15 protein-coding genes, 1 tRNA gene and 1 pseudogene are annotated in these 15,780 nt (G+C 67.7%); 3 read left to right on the top strand and 14 right to left on the bottom strand.

Features of this window, described 5'->3' with window-relative positions; all coding sequences use genetic code 11:
• Nucleotides 1–124 precede the first annotated feature (124 nt).
• A complete protein-coding gene (locus tag BN3001_RS03115) occupies nucleotides 125–1,138 on the top strand; it encodes a LacI family DNA-binding transcriptional regulator (protein ID WP_058270344.1) in 1,014 nt (337 codons plus the stop codon).
• Between the two features lie 63 nt (nucleotides 1,139–1,201).
• Here the strand turns inward: BN3001_RS03115 and BN3001_RS03110 are convergent.
• Nucleotides 1,202–1,276: transfer RNA gene (locus BN3001_RS03110), tRNA-Val, on the bottom strand.
• Between the two features lie 253 nt (nucleotides 1,277–1,529).
• Here BN3001_RS03110 and BN3001_RS03105 point away from each other — a divergent pair.
• Nucleotides 1,530–1,910 (top strand): hypothetical protein, encoded by a 381-nt coding sequence (locus BN3001_RS03105; RefSeq protein WP_058270343.1) that lies wholly within the window; start codon nucleotides 1,530–1,532, stop codon nucleotides 1,908–1,910.
• A gap of 135 nt (nucleotides 1,911–2,045) precedes the next feature.
• On the opposite strand, the gene BN3001_RS03100 is transcribed toward BN3001_RS03105, so the two are convergent.
• The 13 genes from BN3001_RS03100 to BN3001_RS03040 form a co-directional block, all read right to left on the bottom strand.
• Entirely contained in the window at nucleotides 2,046–3,755 is a 1,710-nt protein-coding gene (locus tag BN3001_RS03100; protein ID WP_058270342.1) for a proline--tRNA ligase, read from the bottom strand.
• A gap of 104 nt (nucleotides 3,756–3,859) precedes the next feature.
• Nucleotides 3,860–4,972: a flavodoxin-dependent (E)-4-hydroxy-3-methylbut-2-enyl-diphosphate synthase gene (gene ispG / locus BN3001_RS03095; RefSeq protein ID WP_058270341.1), complete on the bottom strand. Its 1,113-nt coding sequence runs from the start codon at nucleotides 4,970–4,972 to the stop codon at nucleotides 3,860–3,862.
• An 8-nt stretch (nucleotides 4,973–4,980) separates the two neighbouring features.
• Nucleotides 4,981–6,348: a M50 family metallopeptidase gene (locus BN3001_RS03090; RefSeq protein ID WP_235815024.1), complete on the bottom strand. Its 1,368-nt coding sequence runs from the start codon at nucleotides 6,346–6,348 to the stop codon at nucleotides 4,981–4,983.
• Nucleotides 6,342–7,541, bottom strand: a complete 1,200-nt coding sequence (gene dxr, locus BN3001_RS03085) for a 1-deoxy-D-xylulose-5-phosphate reductoisomerase (protein ID WP_235815023.1) — start codon at nucleotides 7,539–7,541, stop codon at nucleotides 6,342–6,344. The genes BN3001_RS03090 and dxr overlap by 7 nt, the downstream gene beginning before the upstream one ends.
• Nucleotides 7,538–8,497, bottom strand: coding sequence for a phosphatidate cytidylyltransferase (locus tag BN3001_RS03080; protein WP_058270340.1), 960 nt, complete (start codon nucleotides 8,495–8,497; stop codon nucleotides 7,538–7,540). Before BN3001_RS03080 ends, dxr begins: the two co-directional genes overlap by 4 nt.
• Nucleotides 8,494–9,279, bottom strand: coding sequence for an isoprenyl transferase (locus BN3001_RS03075; RefSeq protein ID WP_058270339.1), 786 nt, complete (start codon nucleotides 9,277–9,279; stop codon nucleotides 8,494–8,496). Before BN3001_RS03075 ends, BN3001_RS03080 begins: the two co-directional genes overlap by 4 nt.
• Nucleotides 9,280–9,831: a ribosome recycling factor gene (gene frr, locus BN3001_RS03070; protein WP_058270338.1), complete on the bottom strand. Its 552-nt coding sequence runs from the start codon at nucleotides 9,829–9,831 to the stop codon at nucleotides 9,280–9,282.
• 9 nt (nucleotides 9,832–9,840) lie between these two features.
• Entirely contained in the window at nucleotides 9,841–10,560 is a 720-nt protein-coding gene (gene pyrH, locus BN3001_RS03065) for a UMP kinase (protein ID WP_058270539.1), read from the bottom strand.
• Nucleotides 10,561–10,772: 212 nt separating this feature from the next.
• The gene (gene tsf, locus BN3001_RS03060) at nucleotides 10,773–11,642 is read right to left on the bottom strand and encodes a translation elongation factor Ts (protein ID WP_058270337.1); all 870 of its coding nucleotides are present in this window, start codon (nucleotides 11,640–11,642) and stop codon (nucleotides 10,773–10,775) included.
• Between the two features lie 48 nt (nucleotides 11,643–11,690).
• Complete coding sequence (gene rpsB / locus BN3001_RS03055; protein ID WP_058270336.1) at nucleotides 11,691–12,494, bottom strand: 30S ribosomal protein S2; 804 nt, start codon at nucleotides 12,492–12,494, stop codon at nucleotides 11,691–11,693.
• Nucleotides 12,495–12,728: 234 nt separating this feature from the next.
• A complete protein-coding gene (locus tag BN3001_RS03050; RefSeq protein ID WP_058270335.1) occupies nucleotides 12,729–13,694 on the bottom strand; it encodes a tyrosine recombinase XerC in 966 nt (321 codons plus the stop codon).
• A complete protein-coding gene (gene trmFO / locus BN3001_RS03045; RefSeq protein WP_058270334.1) occupies nucleotides 13,687–15,018 on the bottom strand; it encodes a methylenetetrahydrofolate--tRNA-(uracil(54)-C(5))-methyltransferase (FADH(2)-oxidizing) TrmFO in 1,332 nt (443 codons plus the stop codon). The genes BN3001_RS03050 and trmFO overlap by 8 nt, the downstream gene beginning before the upstream one ends.
• Nucleotides 15,019–15,717 carry a DNA-processing protein DprA gene (locus BN3001_RS03040; RefSeq protein ID WP_328585288.1) on the bottom strand — a complete coding sequence of 233 codons (699 nt, stop codon included), beginning with the start codon at nucleotides 15,715–15,717 and terminating at the stop codon, nucleotides 15,019–15,021.
• On the opposite strand from BN3001_RS03040, the pseudogene BN3001_RS08675 reads away from it, so the two are divergent.
• A pseudogene (locus BN3001_RS08675) lies at nucleotides 15,691–15,774 on the top strand (DUF2179 domain-containing protein); the annotation flags it as partial. The gene BN3001_RS03040 and the pseudogene BN3001_RS08675 sit on opposite strands and share 27 nt — an antisense overlap.
• Between the last annotated feature and the right edge of the window lie 6 nt (nucleotides 15,775–15,780).

The raw sequence follows: 15,780 nt of genomic DNA, 5'->3' as shown, positions 1-15,780 counted from the left end.
ACCAGTTACGAACTTACCCAATTAAGATTTCGACCATGAACGGCATAAAAATGTCCGCGAGTGGTTAATCGATGTATCATTGTATCATTAAGCTATTATTCTCTTCCTATCGAGAGGAACGTCCGTGTCCGTCTCTATTTATGACATTGCGAAGGTCTGTGGCGTAAGCGCAGCGACCGTCTCGAACGTCCTCAACGACCGAGGCAGGTTTTCGCAACGTACTAAGAGAAGTGTCCTCAAGGCAGCGAATGACCTTGGATACGCCCCCAACCTGACGGCACGCAGTCTGCGTGTCGCAAGCACGAAGACGGTTGCGATCATCACGCCCGACGTGTGCAATGATTTTTTCTCAAACATCGTCCTTCACATCGAGAGAGGCATGTATCTCAAAGGATATGCCTCGTATATCGCAAACTCGTCCTATCGCTCCTCGGTCGTCAACGAATACCTGCAAAACCTCTACCAGCGTGGCATTGATGGCTATTTTCTCGTTGGCTATACCGGTGAGGAGGACTTCTCAATCATCGCTGACAAACCCTGCGCCCTGTTGGACTATACGGGGCCGTCCAGGCCGGACCAGTACTTCCTGGCCGTGAATGACATAGGCGCGATGATTCGCGACCAAGTGCGCGTACTCGCAGACCGAGGATGCACGCGAATTGCCCTTTCCGTCATCAACACGGACGACAGCTTCTCTCAGGGAGGCTCCCTATACAATGTATTCAGGGACGCTCTCCAAAAAAACGGTCTGCATTTTAACCCGCAGCTCCTTCTTTCCGGTCCTCACCTCAAATCCAGTCGCAGGGATTCCTATGAGCGCGTCTCGAAGGCGCTTTCGTCGGGACTGGCCATTGACGGCATTGCAGCCATTGGTGATCGCCTTGCCTTGGGCGCTCTGGAGGCCGTTCGCGATCATGGACTGAAGGTGGGTCACGACGTCAAAGTCATGGGAATCGATGATTCGCTCTACTCTCAGATCAGCCATCCCGCCATCTCCACCATCAGCAGGAACACGAATCAACTTGCCATGAGCTGTGTGGAGGCAATGTCCGACATGCTGGAAGGCATTGAGCTCCCTTGTCATGAAATTGTCATTCCGCATAAAGTGATCGAGCGAGAGTCAACTCTTGAGCGATAAGGCCGGACGGTGCGTGCTCATGAAAAAAGGGCCAGGTCACCCAACCTGGCCCTCGTCATGTCATGGTGGGCGATGCTGGATTTGAACCAGCGACCCCTTCCGTGTGAAGGAAGTGCTCTACCCCTGAGCCAATCGCCCTAGCGCGCTAGCTATGGTACCAGAAGCGGCGTCGGGACCCAAGGAGAAATTATCAGTTCTGCACATGTCGAGAGGACCCCTTCTGTCGAGAGGACTCCTCCTGTCGAGAGGACCCGCGTGTCGGGCGAGCCCGCAATCGCGGGATGCCCGCGACACGAGGCTCCTGACGGCCGTCGTCGCAAACGCCTCGCCACGCGCGTCATACGCCCGTGAGGTAGACTACCCACGTGAGCCGACATGAAAGGGAGTAGCCATGCCCTCAGACGCCAAGCGTGTGAAGATCCTGACCCTCGTCGCCCTCGCGGCCGGCGCCGCAGCCGCCGTCTTCGGCGCGGTGCTGCTCGCCCAGGGACAGCATCCCGTCAAGGGAGGTCTGGTCCTCATGGGGGGCGTCGTGCTGCTCGTCATCAACCTGCGCCTGGCGAGGCTGGCCAACGTCCCCTCCAACGCCCGCCTCATCAGCCGTGCTTCGGGCGTGGGGTGCGCCGTCGAGCTGGCGAACCTCTCGACCGCCGTCGCGACCGTGGGCGCCGCCGACGTCCTGGCGCTGGGCGCCATCGCCATGGGGGCCGTGCTCTGCCTGGCCGTCTGCCTGTCCGCCCTCGTCGTCAAGAGACGCCTCGAGCGAGCGTGAGGAAGGGCCCTGGTGGGACGGGCCTGAAACGAGCCCCCGACGGCTCCCCGAAGGCTCCCTGGCTCTCCCCTAGTCTCTGGAGGCTCCCTGGCTCTCCCCTAGCCTCTGGCCCCCCGAAGGCTCCCTGGCTCTCCCCTAGCCTCTCAGCGCCGCGACCCTTGACGCCACGAGCTTTGCAGCCTCGTCGAGCGCCACGTCGCTGCGCTCGCCCGTGGCGCGCACCTTGAGCTCGGCCATGCCGGCCTTGATCCCTCGCTTGCCGCAGACGAGCTGGAAGGGAACGCCCATCAGGTCGGCGTCGTTGAACTTGACGCCCGGGCGCTCCCTGCGGTCGTCGAGCAGCACGTCGAGGCCACGTTCCGCGAGCGCGGCGGCGAGGGCCTGCGCCGCCGGCCAGACGAGGTCGTCCTTGACGTCAAGGGCGATGACCTCGACCTCAAAGGGTGCCACGGGAACGGGCCAGGCGATGCCATCCTCGTCGTGATGCTGCTCGACCACGGCGGCGAGCATGCGCGAGACGCCGATGCCGTAGCAGCCCATGAGGAAGGGCCGCTCCCTGCCGTCCTCGTCGGCGAAGGTCGCCCCCATGGCCTCGGAGTACTTGGTGCCCAGCTGGAACACCTGGCTGACCTCGATGCCGCGGGCGCTCGCAAGCGGCGAGCCGCAGTGCGGGCAGAGGTCGCCCTCCCTCACCGCAAGGACGTCAACCCAGGCGTCGTCGGGAATGTCAATGTCACGGCCCACGAGGGCGTGGACCATGTGGCGACCCTCCTCGTTGGCTCCCGCGCACCACCACTGGGAGCCCTTGAGCGAGACGTCGAAGCAGGCGCGCACGCCCTCGGGAAGCCCGATGGGGCCGATGAAGCCCTTGCAGAGCCCGGCCTGGGCGAGCTCCTCGTCGCTCATCAGGTGATAGTCGCCGAAGGCGTGCCGCGCCTTGACGTCGTTCATGTCATGGTCGCCGGGAACGAACACGACGACGGGCGCTCCCTCGCCGTCCACGAGCGCGAGCGCCTTGCGCGTCGCGGCCTCGTCCACGCCGAGGAAGTCCGCGAGCTGGGCGATGGTGGAGCAGCCGGGCGTCGAGACGACCTCGAGCGAGCCCTCCTCGCCCTCCACGAGCCTGACCGGCGCCGTCGCGGCCTCGGTGTCGGCCGCGAAGCCGCAGGCGTCGCAGTAGACGAGCTCGGCCTCGCCGGCCTCGGCCAGCGCCATGAACTCGACGGAGGTGTCGCCGCCGATCTGGCCGGAGTCGGCCACGACGGGAAGTGCCCTGAGGCCGCAGCGCTCGCAGATGCGGGCGTAGGCCTCCTTCTCCTGGTCGTAGCACTCCTGGAGCGACTCCTGCGTCGCGCTGAAGGAGTAGGCGTCCTTCATGATGAACTCGCGGCCGCGCATGAGGCCAAAGCGGGGCCGCAGCTCGTCGCGGAACTTGTCCTGAATCTGATAGAGCGTGACGGGCAGCTGCTTGTAGCTCTTGAGCTCGTTGCGGACGAGGTCGGTGAACGACTCCTCGTGGGTGGGCCCCAGGGCGAACTGGCGGTCGTGGCGGTCGGTGATGCGCATGAGCTCGGGCCCGTAGGCGTCCCAGCGGCCGCTCTGGTGCCAGAGCTCGGCATCCGTGAGGATGGGCACCTGCATCTCCTGCGCGCCGATGCCGTCCATCTCGTCGCGGATGATGGCCTCGATCTTCATGATCGAGCGCCACGCGAGGGGCAGGTAGCTGTAGAGGCCCGACGCGCCCTTGCGGATGAAGCCGGCCCTCAGCAGGAGCCGATGGCTCGCGAGCTCCGCCTCTGCGGGGTCCTCCTTCAGGGTGGGGCCGTACAGCCTTGACATCCTCATGTAGCTTCTCAACGCTCGTCCTTTCACGTCATCTTCCTCGCCGGCATGCAAGGTCAGGCCCCTGCGACCGGCTGCCATGGTACATCACCGGGTCCGGCTTCGCGCTAGGACGTGCCGGCGACCCTCTTGGCCACCTCGTTCATGAGCTCGTCCACGATGCGCTCCTCGGGAACGTTCCTGACGCGCCGACCGTTCTCGAAGAGCACGCCCTGCCCCAGGCCGCAGGCAATGCCCAGGTCGGCGTCGCGCGCCTCGCCGGGCCCGTTGACGACGCAGCCCATCACGGCGACGGAGAGCGGCGCGTCAACCTCCTGGAGGCGCCGCTGGACCTCGTCGGCGATCCCGATGAGGTCCACCTGGCAGCGTCCGCAGGTGGGGCAGCTGACAAGCTCGGGATGCAGGCGCCTGAGGCCCAGGGCGCCCAGGAGGTCCCAGGCGACGCGGACCTCCTCGACGGGATCGGCCGTCAGCGAGAGGCGCATCGTGTCGCCGATGCCCTCCTCGAGCAGGACGCCCACGGCAACGCAGTTCTTGACGGTGCCCTGGCGCAGGCCGCCCGCCTCGGTCACGCCCACGTGCAGGGGCACGTGGGGCAGCTCGCGCGAGAGGGCGCGGTAGGTGGCGAGCGTCACCGGGACGGAGTGCGCCTTGGCGCTGAGCACGACGTCATGAAAGCCCCGCCCCTCCACGTGCCTCACGAAGGATGCCGCGGAGTAAACGAGCTTCTCGGACAGGGTGAGGTCATCCCGCCCGTCCACCGCAGGGTCGAGCGAGCCCGCGTTGACCCCGATGCGAATGGGGATGTGCGCCTCCCCCGCCGCGTCGATGACCGCGTCCACTCGATCGAGGGAGCCGATGTTGCCGGGGTTGATGCGCAGCGCCGCGGCGCCGCGCCGTGCGGCCTCGACCGCCAGACGGTAATCAAAGTGGATGTCGGCCACCACGGGCAGCGGACTCGCCTCGCAGACGGCCGCAAACCCGTCGAGGGAGCGGGCGTTCGGGACGGCCACGCGGACGATCTCGCAGCCCTCCCGCGCGAGCAGGGCGATCTGCGACAGCGTCGCGGAAACGTCGTCCGTCTTGGTGGTGCACATGGACTGCACCGAGATGGGCGCTCCTGCGCCCACGGCGACGGATCCCACGCGAACCTGGTGCGTGGCACGGCGGGCGTCTTCCGTCGGCGGATGGGGAAACCGTCGCCCCTTCGGAAGGTTCATGGGTCCTCCTATCCGAGCATGAGATGCAAGACGTCGTTCCTCAAGGCGATGACGAAGATGAGGACGAAGAGGGCGAGCCCCACGTAGCTCACGGCCGTCTGGACCCTGAGCGAAAGGGGGCGGCGCAGGACGAGCTGAATCAGCTCGATGATGACCTTGCCCCCGTCCAGCGGCGGGATGGGCAGCAGGTTCATGACGCCCAGCGACATGGAGACGAGCGCCATGAAGAGGATCAGCGGGTAGGCGCCCGCAGAGGCCGCCTCGCTCGCCATGGCCGAGATGCCCACCACCGACGAGGTGCCCTGGATCGTCTCAAGCGTGTGCTGCGGCATGATGAGCCGAACGGCAAAGCCCGCCACCGAGGCGCCGTAGGACAGGGTGACACGGGAGGCCTCGACGAGGCCCATCCTGACCTTGCGGGTGGTGGGCCTGATGCCGATGGCCTGGACGTCCTGGCCGTCGGGGACGTCGACGGAAAGCGTGATGGTCTCGCCCGCGCGCATGACGTCAAGGGAGAAGTCGCGCCCCTCCCCCAGCACCCCCGACAGGGCTTGCGCGACGCCGGCCCAGTCGCTCACCGGTCGGCCATCGACGGAGACGACGGCGTCGCCCGCCTGAAGCCCCGCCGCCTGGGCGAGGCTGCCGTCGCCCACGGACCCGACGACGTTGCTGCCGGAGGCAACGTCGGTCCCCACGAGGCAGAGTCCCGCCGTCATGACCACGAATGCGAAAAGCAGGTTGACGAGGGGGCCGGCCAGAAGGGTGAGCGTGCGGCGGACGAAGCCCTTTCCCAGGTAGGTGAACGAGCGCTCCCTGTCGAGGGCGGAGGCGACGTCCCCGTCCAGGGGGCGCGGCGCGCCCGCGTCGGTGCATCCGGGCAGGGCGAAGTCGCAGCCGCGATCGTACTCGGTCAAAAAGCGCCCGTCGCGCGCGAGGGTCTCGAAGCGCGCGTCGTCGCCCGTCGCGGCGGGCCGCTGCCTGATGGCCGCCCAGTCGCACAGGGTGACGAGCAGGTCGTAGGCACGTCCCTCGTCGACGCCCAGGGTCTGGGCCACCTGGGGCAGGCTCACGCGCCCCTGGCGCTGGACCAGCTCGAAGCAGGCGCCCAGCAGCTCGTCCTGGACGCCCCCCATGCCGCAGATGCGCGTGTAGCCCCCCAGAAGCAGGGGCGTCACGCCAAACTCCGTGCCCCGTCGCCGCGACTTCCACGACAGCTTGAGCCTGCAGGGCATGCCCAGGAAGAACTCCGTCACGCGCATGCCGCAGGCGCGCGCCATGAGGTAGTGACCCCCCTCGTGCACGAAGACGAGCAGGGAGAGGACGAGCACGCCCCAGAACGCCGCCGAAAGCGCGCCTGCGCAGGCGGCCGTCAGCACAGCGACCCCAGGAAGGCCTCGGCCTGCCGACGGGCCCGACCATCCACGTCACGAAGCTGGCCGAGGGACTCGACCCGCTCGACGTCCGTGGCGTTCATGACGGCGCTCACGCAGGCCTCGATGTCCAAGAAGCCGCAGACCCCGTTCCGGAAGCGCGCGTTGGCGACCTCGTTGGCCGCGTTCATGGCGCAGGGAAGCGTGCCGCCGACGCGCCCCGCCTCGCGGGCGAGCGCCAGGCAGCCGAACGCCTCCTCGTCGGGGGCGTCAAAGCTCAGGCTCCCGATGGCGCAGTAGTCCACGCGCTCCTGGGGACAGTCCCAGCGCTCCGGGTAGCTCAGGGCGTATTGGATGGGCGTGCGCATGTCCGAGGGGCCGAGCTGCACCTTCACGACCCCGTCGGAGAACTCGACCATCGAGTGGACGCGACTCTCGCGGTGGACGAGGACCCGCACCTGGTCGACCGACACGTCAAAGAGCTGGTGCGCCTCGAGCACCTCGAGCCCCTTGTTCATGAGCGTCGCCGAGTCGATCGTGATCTTGGGACCCATGGACCAGGTGGGGTGCCTGAGCGCCTCGGCAGCCGTGACGCGCGCGAGCTCCTCGCGACTGCGACCGAAGAAGGGACCGCCCGAGCAGGTGAGCCACAGGGCGTGAATCCGCTCGTGGCGCTCCCCCACGAGGCACTGGAAGATGGCGCTGTGCTCGGAGTCGATGGGACGAAAGCGTCCCGGACGCGCAAGCGGCATGAGGAGGTCGCCCCCCACGACGAGGGACTCCTTGTTGGCGTAGGTCAGGATCTTGCCCGCCTTGAGCGCCTCGAAGCCGGCGCCGATGCCGGCAAAGCCCGTCACGGCGTTGAGCACGCAGTCCACCTCGGCGTCGCGCGCGAGGTCCTCGAGCGCGGCGGCACCCACGTCGACGCGGCAGCCCGCAGGCAGGTCAGAAAGGGCGGCGTCATCGCGATGCGCCTCGTCGGTGATGACGACGCGGCGAGCGCCAAACTCCCGCGCGGCGCGCACCGCCGCGGCGACGGAGCCGTTGACGGACAGGCCGTAGACCTCAAGGCGGTCACGATGACGGCGGCAGACGTCCAGAGCCTGCGTGCCGATGGAGCCCGAGGCGCCCAGGATGGCAAGACGAAGAGGGCGCGGACGCCCGCCGCAAGGGACGGGCGGCTCGTCGAGGATGCTCACAGCATACCTCCTAGATAGAGAAGCAAAAACGCCACGGTGGCACCAAAGAGCATGGAGTCCGAGCGGTCGAGAAGGCCGCCGTGGCCCGGCATGATGGTGCCGGAGTCCTTGACGCCGACGCCGCGCTTGATGCGCGACTCAAAGAGGTCGCCCACGACGGCGAAGACGCCCACGAGTAGACCGCCCGCCACGGCGAGGCCCAGGGTGAGGCCGCGCACGCCCAGCAGCCACATGAGGATCCAGACGAGGACGCTGCCGAGCAGGCCCGCGACGAGCCCCTCGACGCTCTTGTTGGGCGAGATGCGCGGGGCGAGCTTATGCTTGCCGAAGCGCGAGCCCGCAAAGTACGCGAGCGAGTCGTTGAGCCACACCGACCCCATGACGCCAAAGGTGAGCAGCTGCCCGTTGACGCCGCCGTCGCACATGCGGATGATCACGATGCACGAGAGGGTCAGCGAGGTGTAGACGGGGCCGAAGAACGTGATCGCGACGTCCGAGACGTTGGCCCGCGGCGTCACCACGTACCAGCCCGCCACAAGGGCTATGAACACGAACAGCGCCACGAGCGACCCCACGAGACGTCCCGTGAGGGGCATCAGGGGAAAGACGACGGCGGCGGCCAGGCCGACCACCTCGTTGGGCATGCGGCCCGAGAGGCGCGTGAGCTTGTAGAACTCGGAGCAGCAGAGCCAGGACATGGAGCAGACGACGACTGCCGTGGGAAGGCTCCCCAAGAGGATGGCCACCAGGGTCGTGAGGGCGTAGATGGCGCCGGTGAGCACGCGAGTGAGGACCCTCTCGGTGCGCGCACGGACCTTCTGGGAACGCAGGTCGCCGCGGTCGCGCCGGGGCTCCCGCCTCAGGCGGATGCGCTCGAGCAGGTCTATGCCCGCGTCAAGGCCGCGCGTGCGCCGCGCCTCCGTCCTGCGGCCCTCTGTGCCAGATGCGTCGCTCACGACGAGTGGACACCCCCAAAGCGGCGGTCGCGGGACTGAAAGTCCCGGATGGCGCGAAGCAGCTCCCAGCGATCGAAGTCGGGCCACAACACGCGTGACACGTACAGCTCCGTGTATGCCAGCTGCCACAGCAGGTAGTTGGAGAGCCTCAGCTCGCCGGAGGTGCGAATGAGCAGGTCAGGGTCAGCAAGCCCCGCCGTGTAGAGGTGCCGTCCCAGCGTCTCCTCGTCGACGTCCTCGACGCGCGAGCGCCCCTCGACGACGTCGAGGGCGACAAGGCGGGCGGCACGGGCGATCTCGGCGCGCGAGCCGTAGTTGACCGCCAGCGCGAAGGTCATGCCGGTGTTGCCGGCCGTCTCGTCCAGGCCGCGCATGAAGACGTCGTGGGTCTTGCGGGGCAGGGCATCGAGGTCGCCCAGGAAGCGCAGCCTCACGTTCTCCTGGCGAAAGAGGGGGAGCTCCTTGACGAGCGTGGTGGCGAACAGGTGCATGAGCAGGTCAACCTCGCGCTGGGGACGACGCCAGTTCTCAGTGGAGAAGGCGTAGGCCGACAGCACGTCCAGCCCCAGACGCACGCTCGTCGTGACCGTCTCGCGCAGCGCGTCCACGCCGGCGACGTGGCCTCGGGAGCGGTCGAGGCCCCGGGCCTGGGCCCAGCGGCCGTTGCCGTCCATGATGATCGAGACGTGGGAGGGCAGGCGCGAGAGGTCGACGTCGGCCAGGGAGACGTCCTTCCGGGCGTCGGCATAGTGCGCGCGCAGCTTGTCGAGGTCAAACTCCACCTATATCTCCATGACCTCGGCGGTCTTCGCCTTGAGCATGGCGTCGATCCGCTCGATGAAGCCATCCGTGAGCTTCTGGATGGACTTCTTCTCGCGACTGACGTCGTCCTCGGAGAGGTCGCCCGCCTTCTCGGCGCGCTCGGCAAGGCTGTTGGCGTCGCGACGGGCGTTGCGCACGGAAATCTTCGCCTCCTCGGCGTACTTGCTGCACTCCTTGGCAAGCTCGCGGCGGCGCTCCTCGGTGGGCTTGGGGAAGGGCAGACGAATGCTCACGCCGTCGTTGCTGGGCGTGATGCCAAGGTCCGAGGAGGCGATGGCCTTCTCGACGGCCTTGAGGGAGCTCTTGTCCCAGGGCTCGACGATGAGCAGGGACGCCTCGGACTTGATGCCCGCGAGCTGGTTGACCGGGGTTGACTGACCGTAGTAGTCAACCCGGATGTCATCGAGGACATGGGGGTTGGCGCGCCCCGTGCGTACCTTCGAGAAGTTGTGGCCCAGGGCGTCAACGCACTTCTCCATGTGCCTCTTGGCCGAGTCGGTGTACTCGCTCATAGCTGTCTCCTATTCGTCAACGACGGTCGTTCCCACGGATTCGCCCTTGAGGGCGCGCTCGAATATGTCGGTGCCATCAAGGTTGAACACCATGATGGGCATGTGGTTGTCATGGCAGAGCGCCGTGGCCGTGGAGTCCATGACCTGCAGACCCTTGAGGAGGACCTCCGTGTAGCTGATGGTATCGTACTTGGTGGCATCCTCGTTCGTGCGGGGGTCGGCGTCGTAGATGCCGTCCACCTGCGTCGCCTTCATGAGCACCTCCGCACCGATCTCGCAGGCCCTGAGGGCCGCCGCCGTGTCGGTGGTGAAGTAGGGATTGCCGGTGCCCGCCGCGAAGATGGTGATGCGACCCTTCTCGAGGTGGCGAATCGCACGGCGCCGAATGTAGGTCTCGGACACCTGGTGCATCTCGATGGCGCTCATGACGCGGCACTGCATGCCATTGCGCTCGAAGCAGTCCTGCAGCGCGAGGGAGTTGATGACCGTCGCAAGCATGCCCATGTTGTCGCCCTGGGCGCGATCCATGCCGGCGGCGGCGCCGGAGAGGCCTCGAAAGATGTTGCCGCCGCCCACGACGACGGCTATCTGCACGCCGTTGTCATAGGCGGGCTTGATGTCGTCGGCGATCTTCTGGGGGACGCAGGGGTCGATCCCGAAGTCCTTGTCGCCCATGAGCGCCTCGCCGGACAGCTTGAGCAAGACGCGCTTGTACTTGTACGTAGTCACCATTGACCTCCAGACGCGAGCCCGTCACGTGGCCCGGCAGCAGCCTGGCCCCGTCAATTCTACCAGAGCCCGCAGACTCCCCCCTCCCCCGCGACGCGGACGCGCCCGCAAAGGCATGCCGTCCGCCTCGTGCGCGACGACCGCGCGGCCCAAAAAAGGCCCGCACCGTGTGGTGCGGGCCTGGCAGGCGCAGCATCCGCAGGCCCCGAGACCTACTCCCCGAAGGCGAAGCGGACGAAGCCCTCCACCTTGACGGTGTCGCCGAGCTCCTTGCCGACCTTGGCGGCGTAATCGGCGATGGTCATCGAGGAGTCCTTGATGAACTCCTGCTCGGTGAGGACGATCTCCTTGTAGAACTTCTCGAGCTTGCCGACGGCCATCTTCTCCTGGATGAACGCGGGCTTGCCGGACTCGGCGGCCTGGGCCATGTAGATGGACTTCTCGTGCTCCACGGTCTCGGCGGGCACGTCCTCGCGCCTGGCAGCCACGGGCGCGGCGGCGGCGACCTGCATGGCGACGTCATGCGCGAAGACCTTGAACGCGTCGCTCTGCGCCGTCTCGGCCTTGGTGAGCGAGAACCAGGCGAGGTCGGCAAGCTTGCCGCCCAGGTGCACGTAGGAGGAGAGGGCGCCGTCCTCGACGCTCACGCGGCGGAAGCGGGCGATCTTCATGTTCTCGCCGATGACGTGAATCATCTCGGTGAGCTCGTCGGCCACGGTCGCGTCTCCCATGGCGCAGGCCTTGAGCGCCTCGACGTCCGCAGGGTCGTTCTGCGCGACGACCTTGGCGAGCTCGGCGGCAAAGTCGGTGAACTTGGGGTTCGTGCCCACGAAGTCGGTCTCGCAGGTGAGCTCGAGAATCGCGCCCACCTTACCGTCCTCGGAGATGTGCGTGGCGATGGTGCCCTCGTTGGTGTCGCGGCCGGCGCGCTTGACGGCCTTGGCGACGCCCATCTTGCGCAGCACGTCAACGGCCTTCTCGATGTCCCCGTCGGCCTCGACGAGGGCCTTCTTGCACTCCATCATGGGCGAGTCGGTCATCTCGCGCAGCTGCTTGACCATTGCGGCGGTAACGTTGGCCATGGTGTGTCTCCTTCTTGGGTCCTGAGAGCTGATGTGTCTGGGCTCGAGCTACTCGGCCTTGCCGGCGTCGGGCGCGCCCTCGGGCGCGGCGGCGGGCTCGGGAGCGGGGGTCGTCTCGACGGCAGGCGTGGTCTGGCCGGCCTCCATCTCCTCGACGCTGATCTGCTCCTTGCCGGAGCCCGCGAGGACGGCGTCGGCGACGAGCTCGCACATGAGGTTCACCGAGCGGATGGCGTCATCGTTCGCGGGGATGCCGTAGTCGACGACGTCGGGGTCGGAGTTGGTGTCCAGCAGGGCGACGACGGGGATGTGCAGGCGGTTGGCCTCGCGAATCGCGATCTCCTCGCGCTTGGAGTCGATGACGAAGAGGGCCTGGGGCAGGCTCTTCATGTCGCGGACGCCGCCGAGGTTGCGCTGGAGCTTCTCAAGCTCCTTGGTGAGCACGGCCTGCTCCTTCTTGCCGCGAAGCGCCATGCGGCCGTCCTCCACCATGGCCTCGAGCTCCTCCATGCGGTCGATGCGGGAGCGCATGGTCACGAAGTTGGTGAGCATGCCGCCGAGCCAGCGCTGGTTGATGTAGGGCATGCCCGCGCGCTCGGCCTGGGCGGCGACGGGCTCCTGGGCCTGCTTCTTGGTGCCCACGAACAGCACGCGCCCGCCCTTGGCGGCGGTCTCCTTGAGGAAGCTGTAGGCCCTGTCGGCACCGAGGACGGTCTTCTTGAGGTCGAGGATGTAGATGCCGTTGCGCTCGCCGAAGATGTACTCCCTCATCTTGGGGTTCCAGCGACGGGTCTGGTGACCGTAGTGGCAGCCGGCCTCGAGCAGGGTGCGGATGTTGATTTTGACAGCCATGTTCTAACCTCCGTTGGTTGGGCCTCCGCGTGGTGTCAGTCCCAAAGCCCCACCCACGCCTTGGCAAGAGGCCTGGGCACCAGGGGGTTCGAGTAGCCACGCGTGCGAATTGACGCCGTGCGGTCGCACGGCAGCTCTTGATTGTAGCAGGCGCGCCACGTCCGCGCCACCAAGAACGACGCCGTATGCTCGTTCATCCACAGTTAGTGAACGAGGAAGGGCGGCGGCGCGTCGTCACTCGGCGCGCGGGTGCGCCTGACGCGCGGCCTCCTTCAGGCGCTCGGCCGACAGGTGCGTGTAGATCTGCGTCGTCGAGAGGCTTGCGTGACCCAGCAGCTCCTGGACGCTGCGCAGGTCGGCACCGCCGGCGAGCAGTTCGGTCGCATAGCTGTGACGAAGCGTGTGCGGCGTCACCTCGTCCGAGAGCCCCGCGAGGCTGACCCGACGCTCGAAGGCCGCCCTCAGCGCGTCGGCGCTCATGGCGTTACCCCTGGTCGAGACGAACAGGGCCTCGGTCCTGTCCCCGCGCGCCCGGGACGCGAGCTCCGCGCGAGGGCCGCGCACGTACGAGCAGAGCCGCTCGACGATTCCGCGGTAGAGCGGCACGATGCGCTCCTTGGAGCCCTTGCCAAACAGTCGCACCTGCCCGCGCGCGACGTCAACGCTTCCCACCGTGAGCCGGGCGACCTCGGAGATGCGCGCGCCCGTGGCGTAGAGCAGCTCGATGAGCAGGGCGTCACGGCGTCCCGCGACGTCCTGCTCGCAGGCGTCCAAAAGGCGGCTCACGTCCGCGTCGTCGATCGTGCGAGGCAGCGAGCGGGCGGCCTTGGGGCTTGCGATCGCGTCGGCGGCGACCTTGTCGCAGATCCCCTCGCGAGCGAGCCATCGATAGAAGCTGCGCACGGCGGAGAGCCGACGGTCGATGGTCGTCGTGGCGTAGTGCGCCCGCGAAAGCTCCCCCAAGAAGCCGCGCAGGTCGCGATGGGAGACCTCGCGCGCGTCCCTGCCGTGGCGCGCCACCCATGAGCGATAGGCGTCAAGGTCGGACCGGTAGGCCCGTATCGTGTGAGGCGAGAGGCCGCGCGCCACGCGAAGGTGCTCAAGGAAGCGCTCCTCGTCCTCTCTGAGGCGGGCGTCCTGGGGGCCGGCGACAGGCTCGGAAAGGTCGCCGGCGGCCGCGTGGCGGCGGGCGCTAGGCATGGGACACCTCGAAGAGCTCCGGGCGGCTCGCCAGGTAGCGGGCAAGGTCCTCCGTCGCGCGGTCGGCGTAGGCTTGATAGCGCTCGCGCTTTTTTTTGCGCGGGCCCGCGAGCGGGGGCACCAGCCCGAAGTTCACGTGCATGGGCTGATAGTCCGTCGTGGCGGGGTTGGTCGCCCAGGCCACCAAGGAGCCGAGCGCCCCCGTGACCGGAAGGCTGACGCGGGCGATCCCGTGCAGGTCGGCAACCGTGTTGAGGGCCGCGAGCAGACCTGAGGCAAGCGCCTCGGTATACCCCTCGGTGCCGCAGATCTGGCCCGCCAGCCGACAGCTGGTGCCCGGTATGGCAAAGCTCTCGTCCAAGGCGCGGGGGGCGTCGACGAAGGAGTTGCGGTGCATGACGCCGAAGCGGAAGAACTCCGCGCCCGCGAGCCCCGGAATCATCCGGAACACGCGCGCCTGCTCGCCCCAGGTGAGGTTGGTCTGGAAGCCCACGATGTTGTAGGCGCTGCGCGCGGCGTTCTCGGCCCTCAGCTGCACCACGGCCCAGGGACGGCGCCCCGTCCGCGGGTCGGTGAGCCCGACCGGCTTCAAGGCGCCAAAGCGCAGGGCGTCGCGTCCCGTGCGAGCCACCTCCTCCACCGGCTGACAGGCGCAGAAGAGCTCGGAGCGCTCAAAGTCCCTGAGAATGGTCCGCCGCGCCGAGACGAGCTCGTCAAGGAAGGCGTCGTACTCCTCTCGGGTCAGCGGGCAGTTGAGATAGTCGCCGCCCTCCCCCCCGTAGCGGGACTGCTCGAAGACCACCGAGCAATCGAGCGTCTCGGCGTCGACGATGGGCGCGGCGGCGTCATAGAAGGACAGGGAGGACGAGCCGAGACGGGCGCGCAGGTCCTCGAACAGGGCCGGGGAGCACAGGGGGCCCGCGGCGATGACGCAGGGCCCCTCCGGCACGGACGTCAGCTCCTGGCGACGCAGCTCGATGAGGGGGCTCTCCTCAAGGGCGGCGCCGACGAGCCTCGAGAAGCGCGCGCGGTCCACCGCGAGAGCCCCGCCCGCGGGGATGCGGGCCTCAAAGGCGCAGGAAAGCAGGACGGAACCCATCGCGCGCAGCTCCTCCTTGAGGAGGCCCGCCGCGGAGTCATGACGGGTTGACTTGAACGAGTTGGAGCATACGAGCTCGGCGAAGTCGCCCGTATGATGCGCCGGCGACGTCACGGCGGGGCGCTGCTCAAAGATCGTCACGGCGACGCCGCGTCGCGCCAGCTGCAGCGCGCACTCGCAGCCCGCGAGCCCCCCGCCGACGACGATAACCCGAGCGTCCTGCACCTAGCGGCCCCCCTCGCCCCCGGCGTTTGCCGGCTCTGCGTCATGTGACGCCCCCATTGTACCGTGCGCGAGGTACGCCGTCTCCGTCAGGCTGAAGCGGCCGTCGGGAAGCCTCCTCACCACGCCGCGCGACTCATAGTCGGCAAGCGCGCCCAGCACCTGGACGATGCCCTGCTGGAGGTATCGGGCGAGGTCGTCGGGGCGCGTCGGCTCGCTGACGAGCGCCGCGAGCAGCCTTCCCTCGGAGCGTCGGGCGCCCTCGCGCACCATTCTGAGGACGCCGTAGTCGAGCGCGATGCGCTGCTCGAGGTCCATCTCGGAGGCGATGACGCAGGCGCCGTCGGCGATGAGCCGGTTGGCGCCCATGGACTCCGGCGAGAAGATGCTGCCGGGAACCACGTAGAGGTCGCGTCCCAGGTCATCGGCCGCGACGGCGGTCGAGAAGGTTCCCGACCGCAGCCCGGCCTCGCAGATGATCAGGCTCTGCGACAGGGCGGCGATGACGCGGTTCCTCTTGGGAAACGCGTAACGGCGCGGTGCCTGGCCCCAGGGCTCCAGGGAGACGACGGCGCCCTGGTCGGGAGCCTCCAGGAAGATGTCGCGCGAGCTCTGCGGATAGGTGACGTCGGCCCCGGTGCCCGCCACGATGATCGTCCTGCCGCCCGCGACACCCTGGGGCGCGGCTGCACCGAGCTGCAGGCGCGGGGGGTGTGGAGCGGCAATGCGCGCCCCGTCCTGATGGTGGTGGTCGGGCGTAACGAG

This window comes from Olsenella massiliensis, from assembly GCF_001457795.1.
GTDB classification, from domain to species: domain Bacteria; phylum Actinomycetota; class Coriobacteriia; order Coriobacteriales; family Atopobiaceae; genus Olsenella_F; species Olsenella_F massiliensis.
The sequence above is the reverse complement of the archived record's forward strand: the minus strand, read 5'-3'. Positions and strand labels throughout refer to the sequence as shown.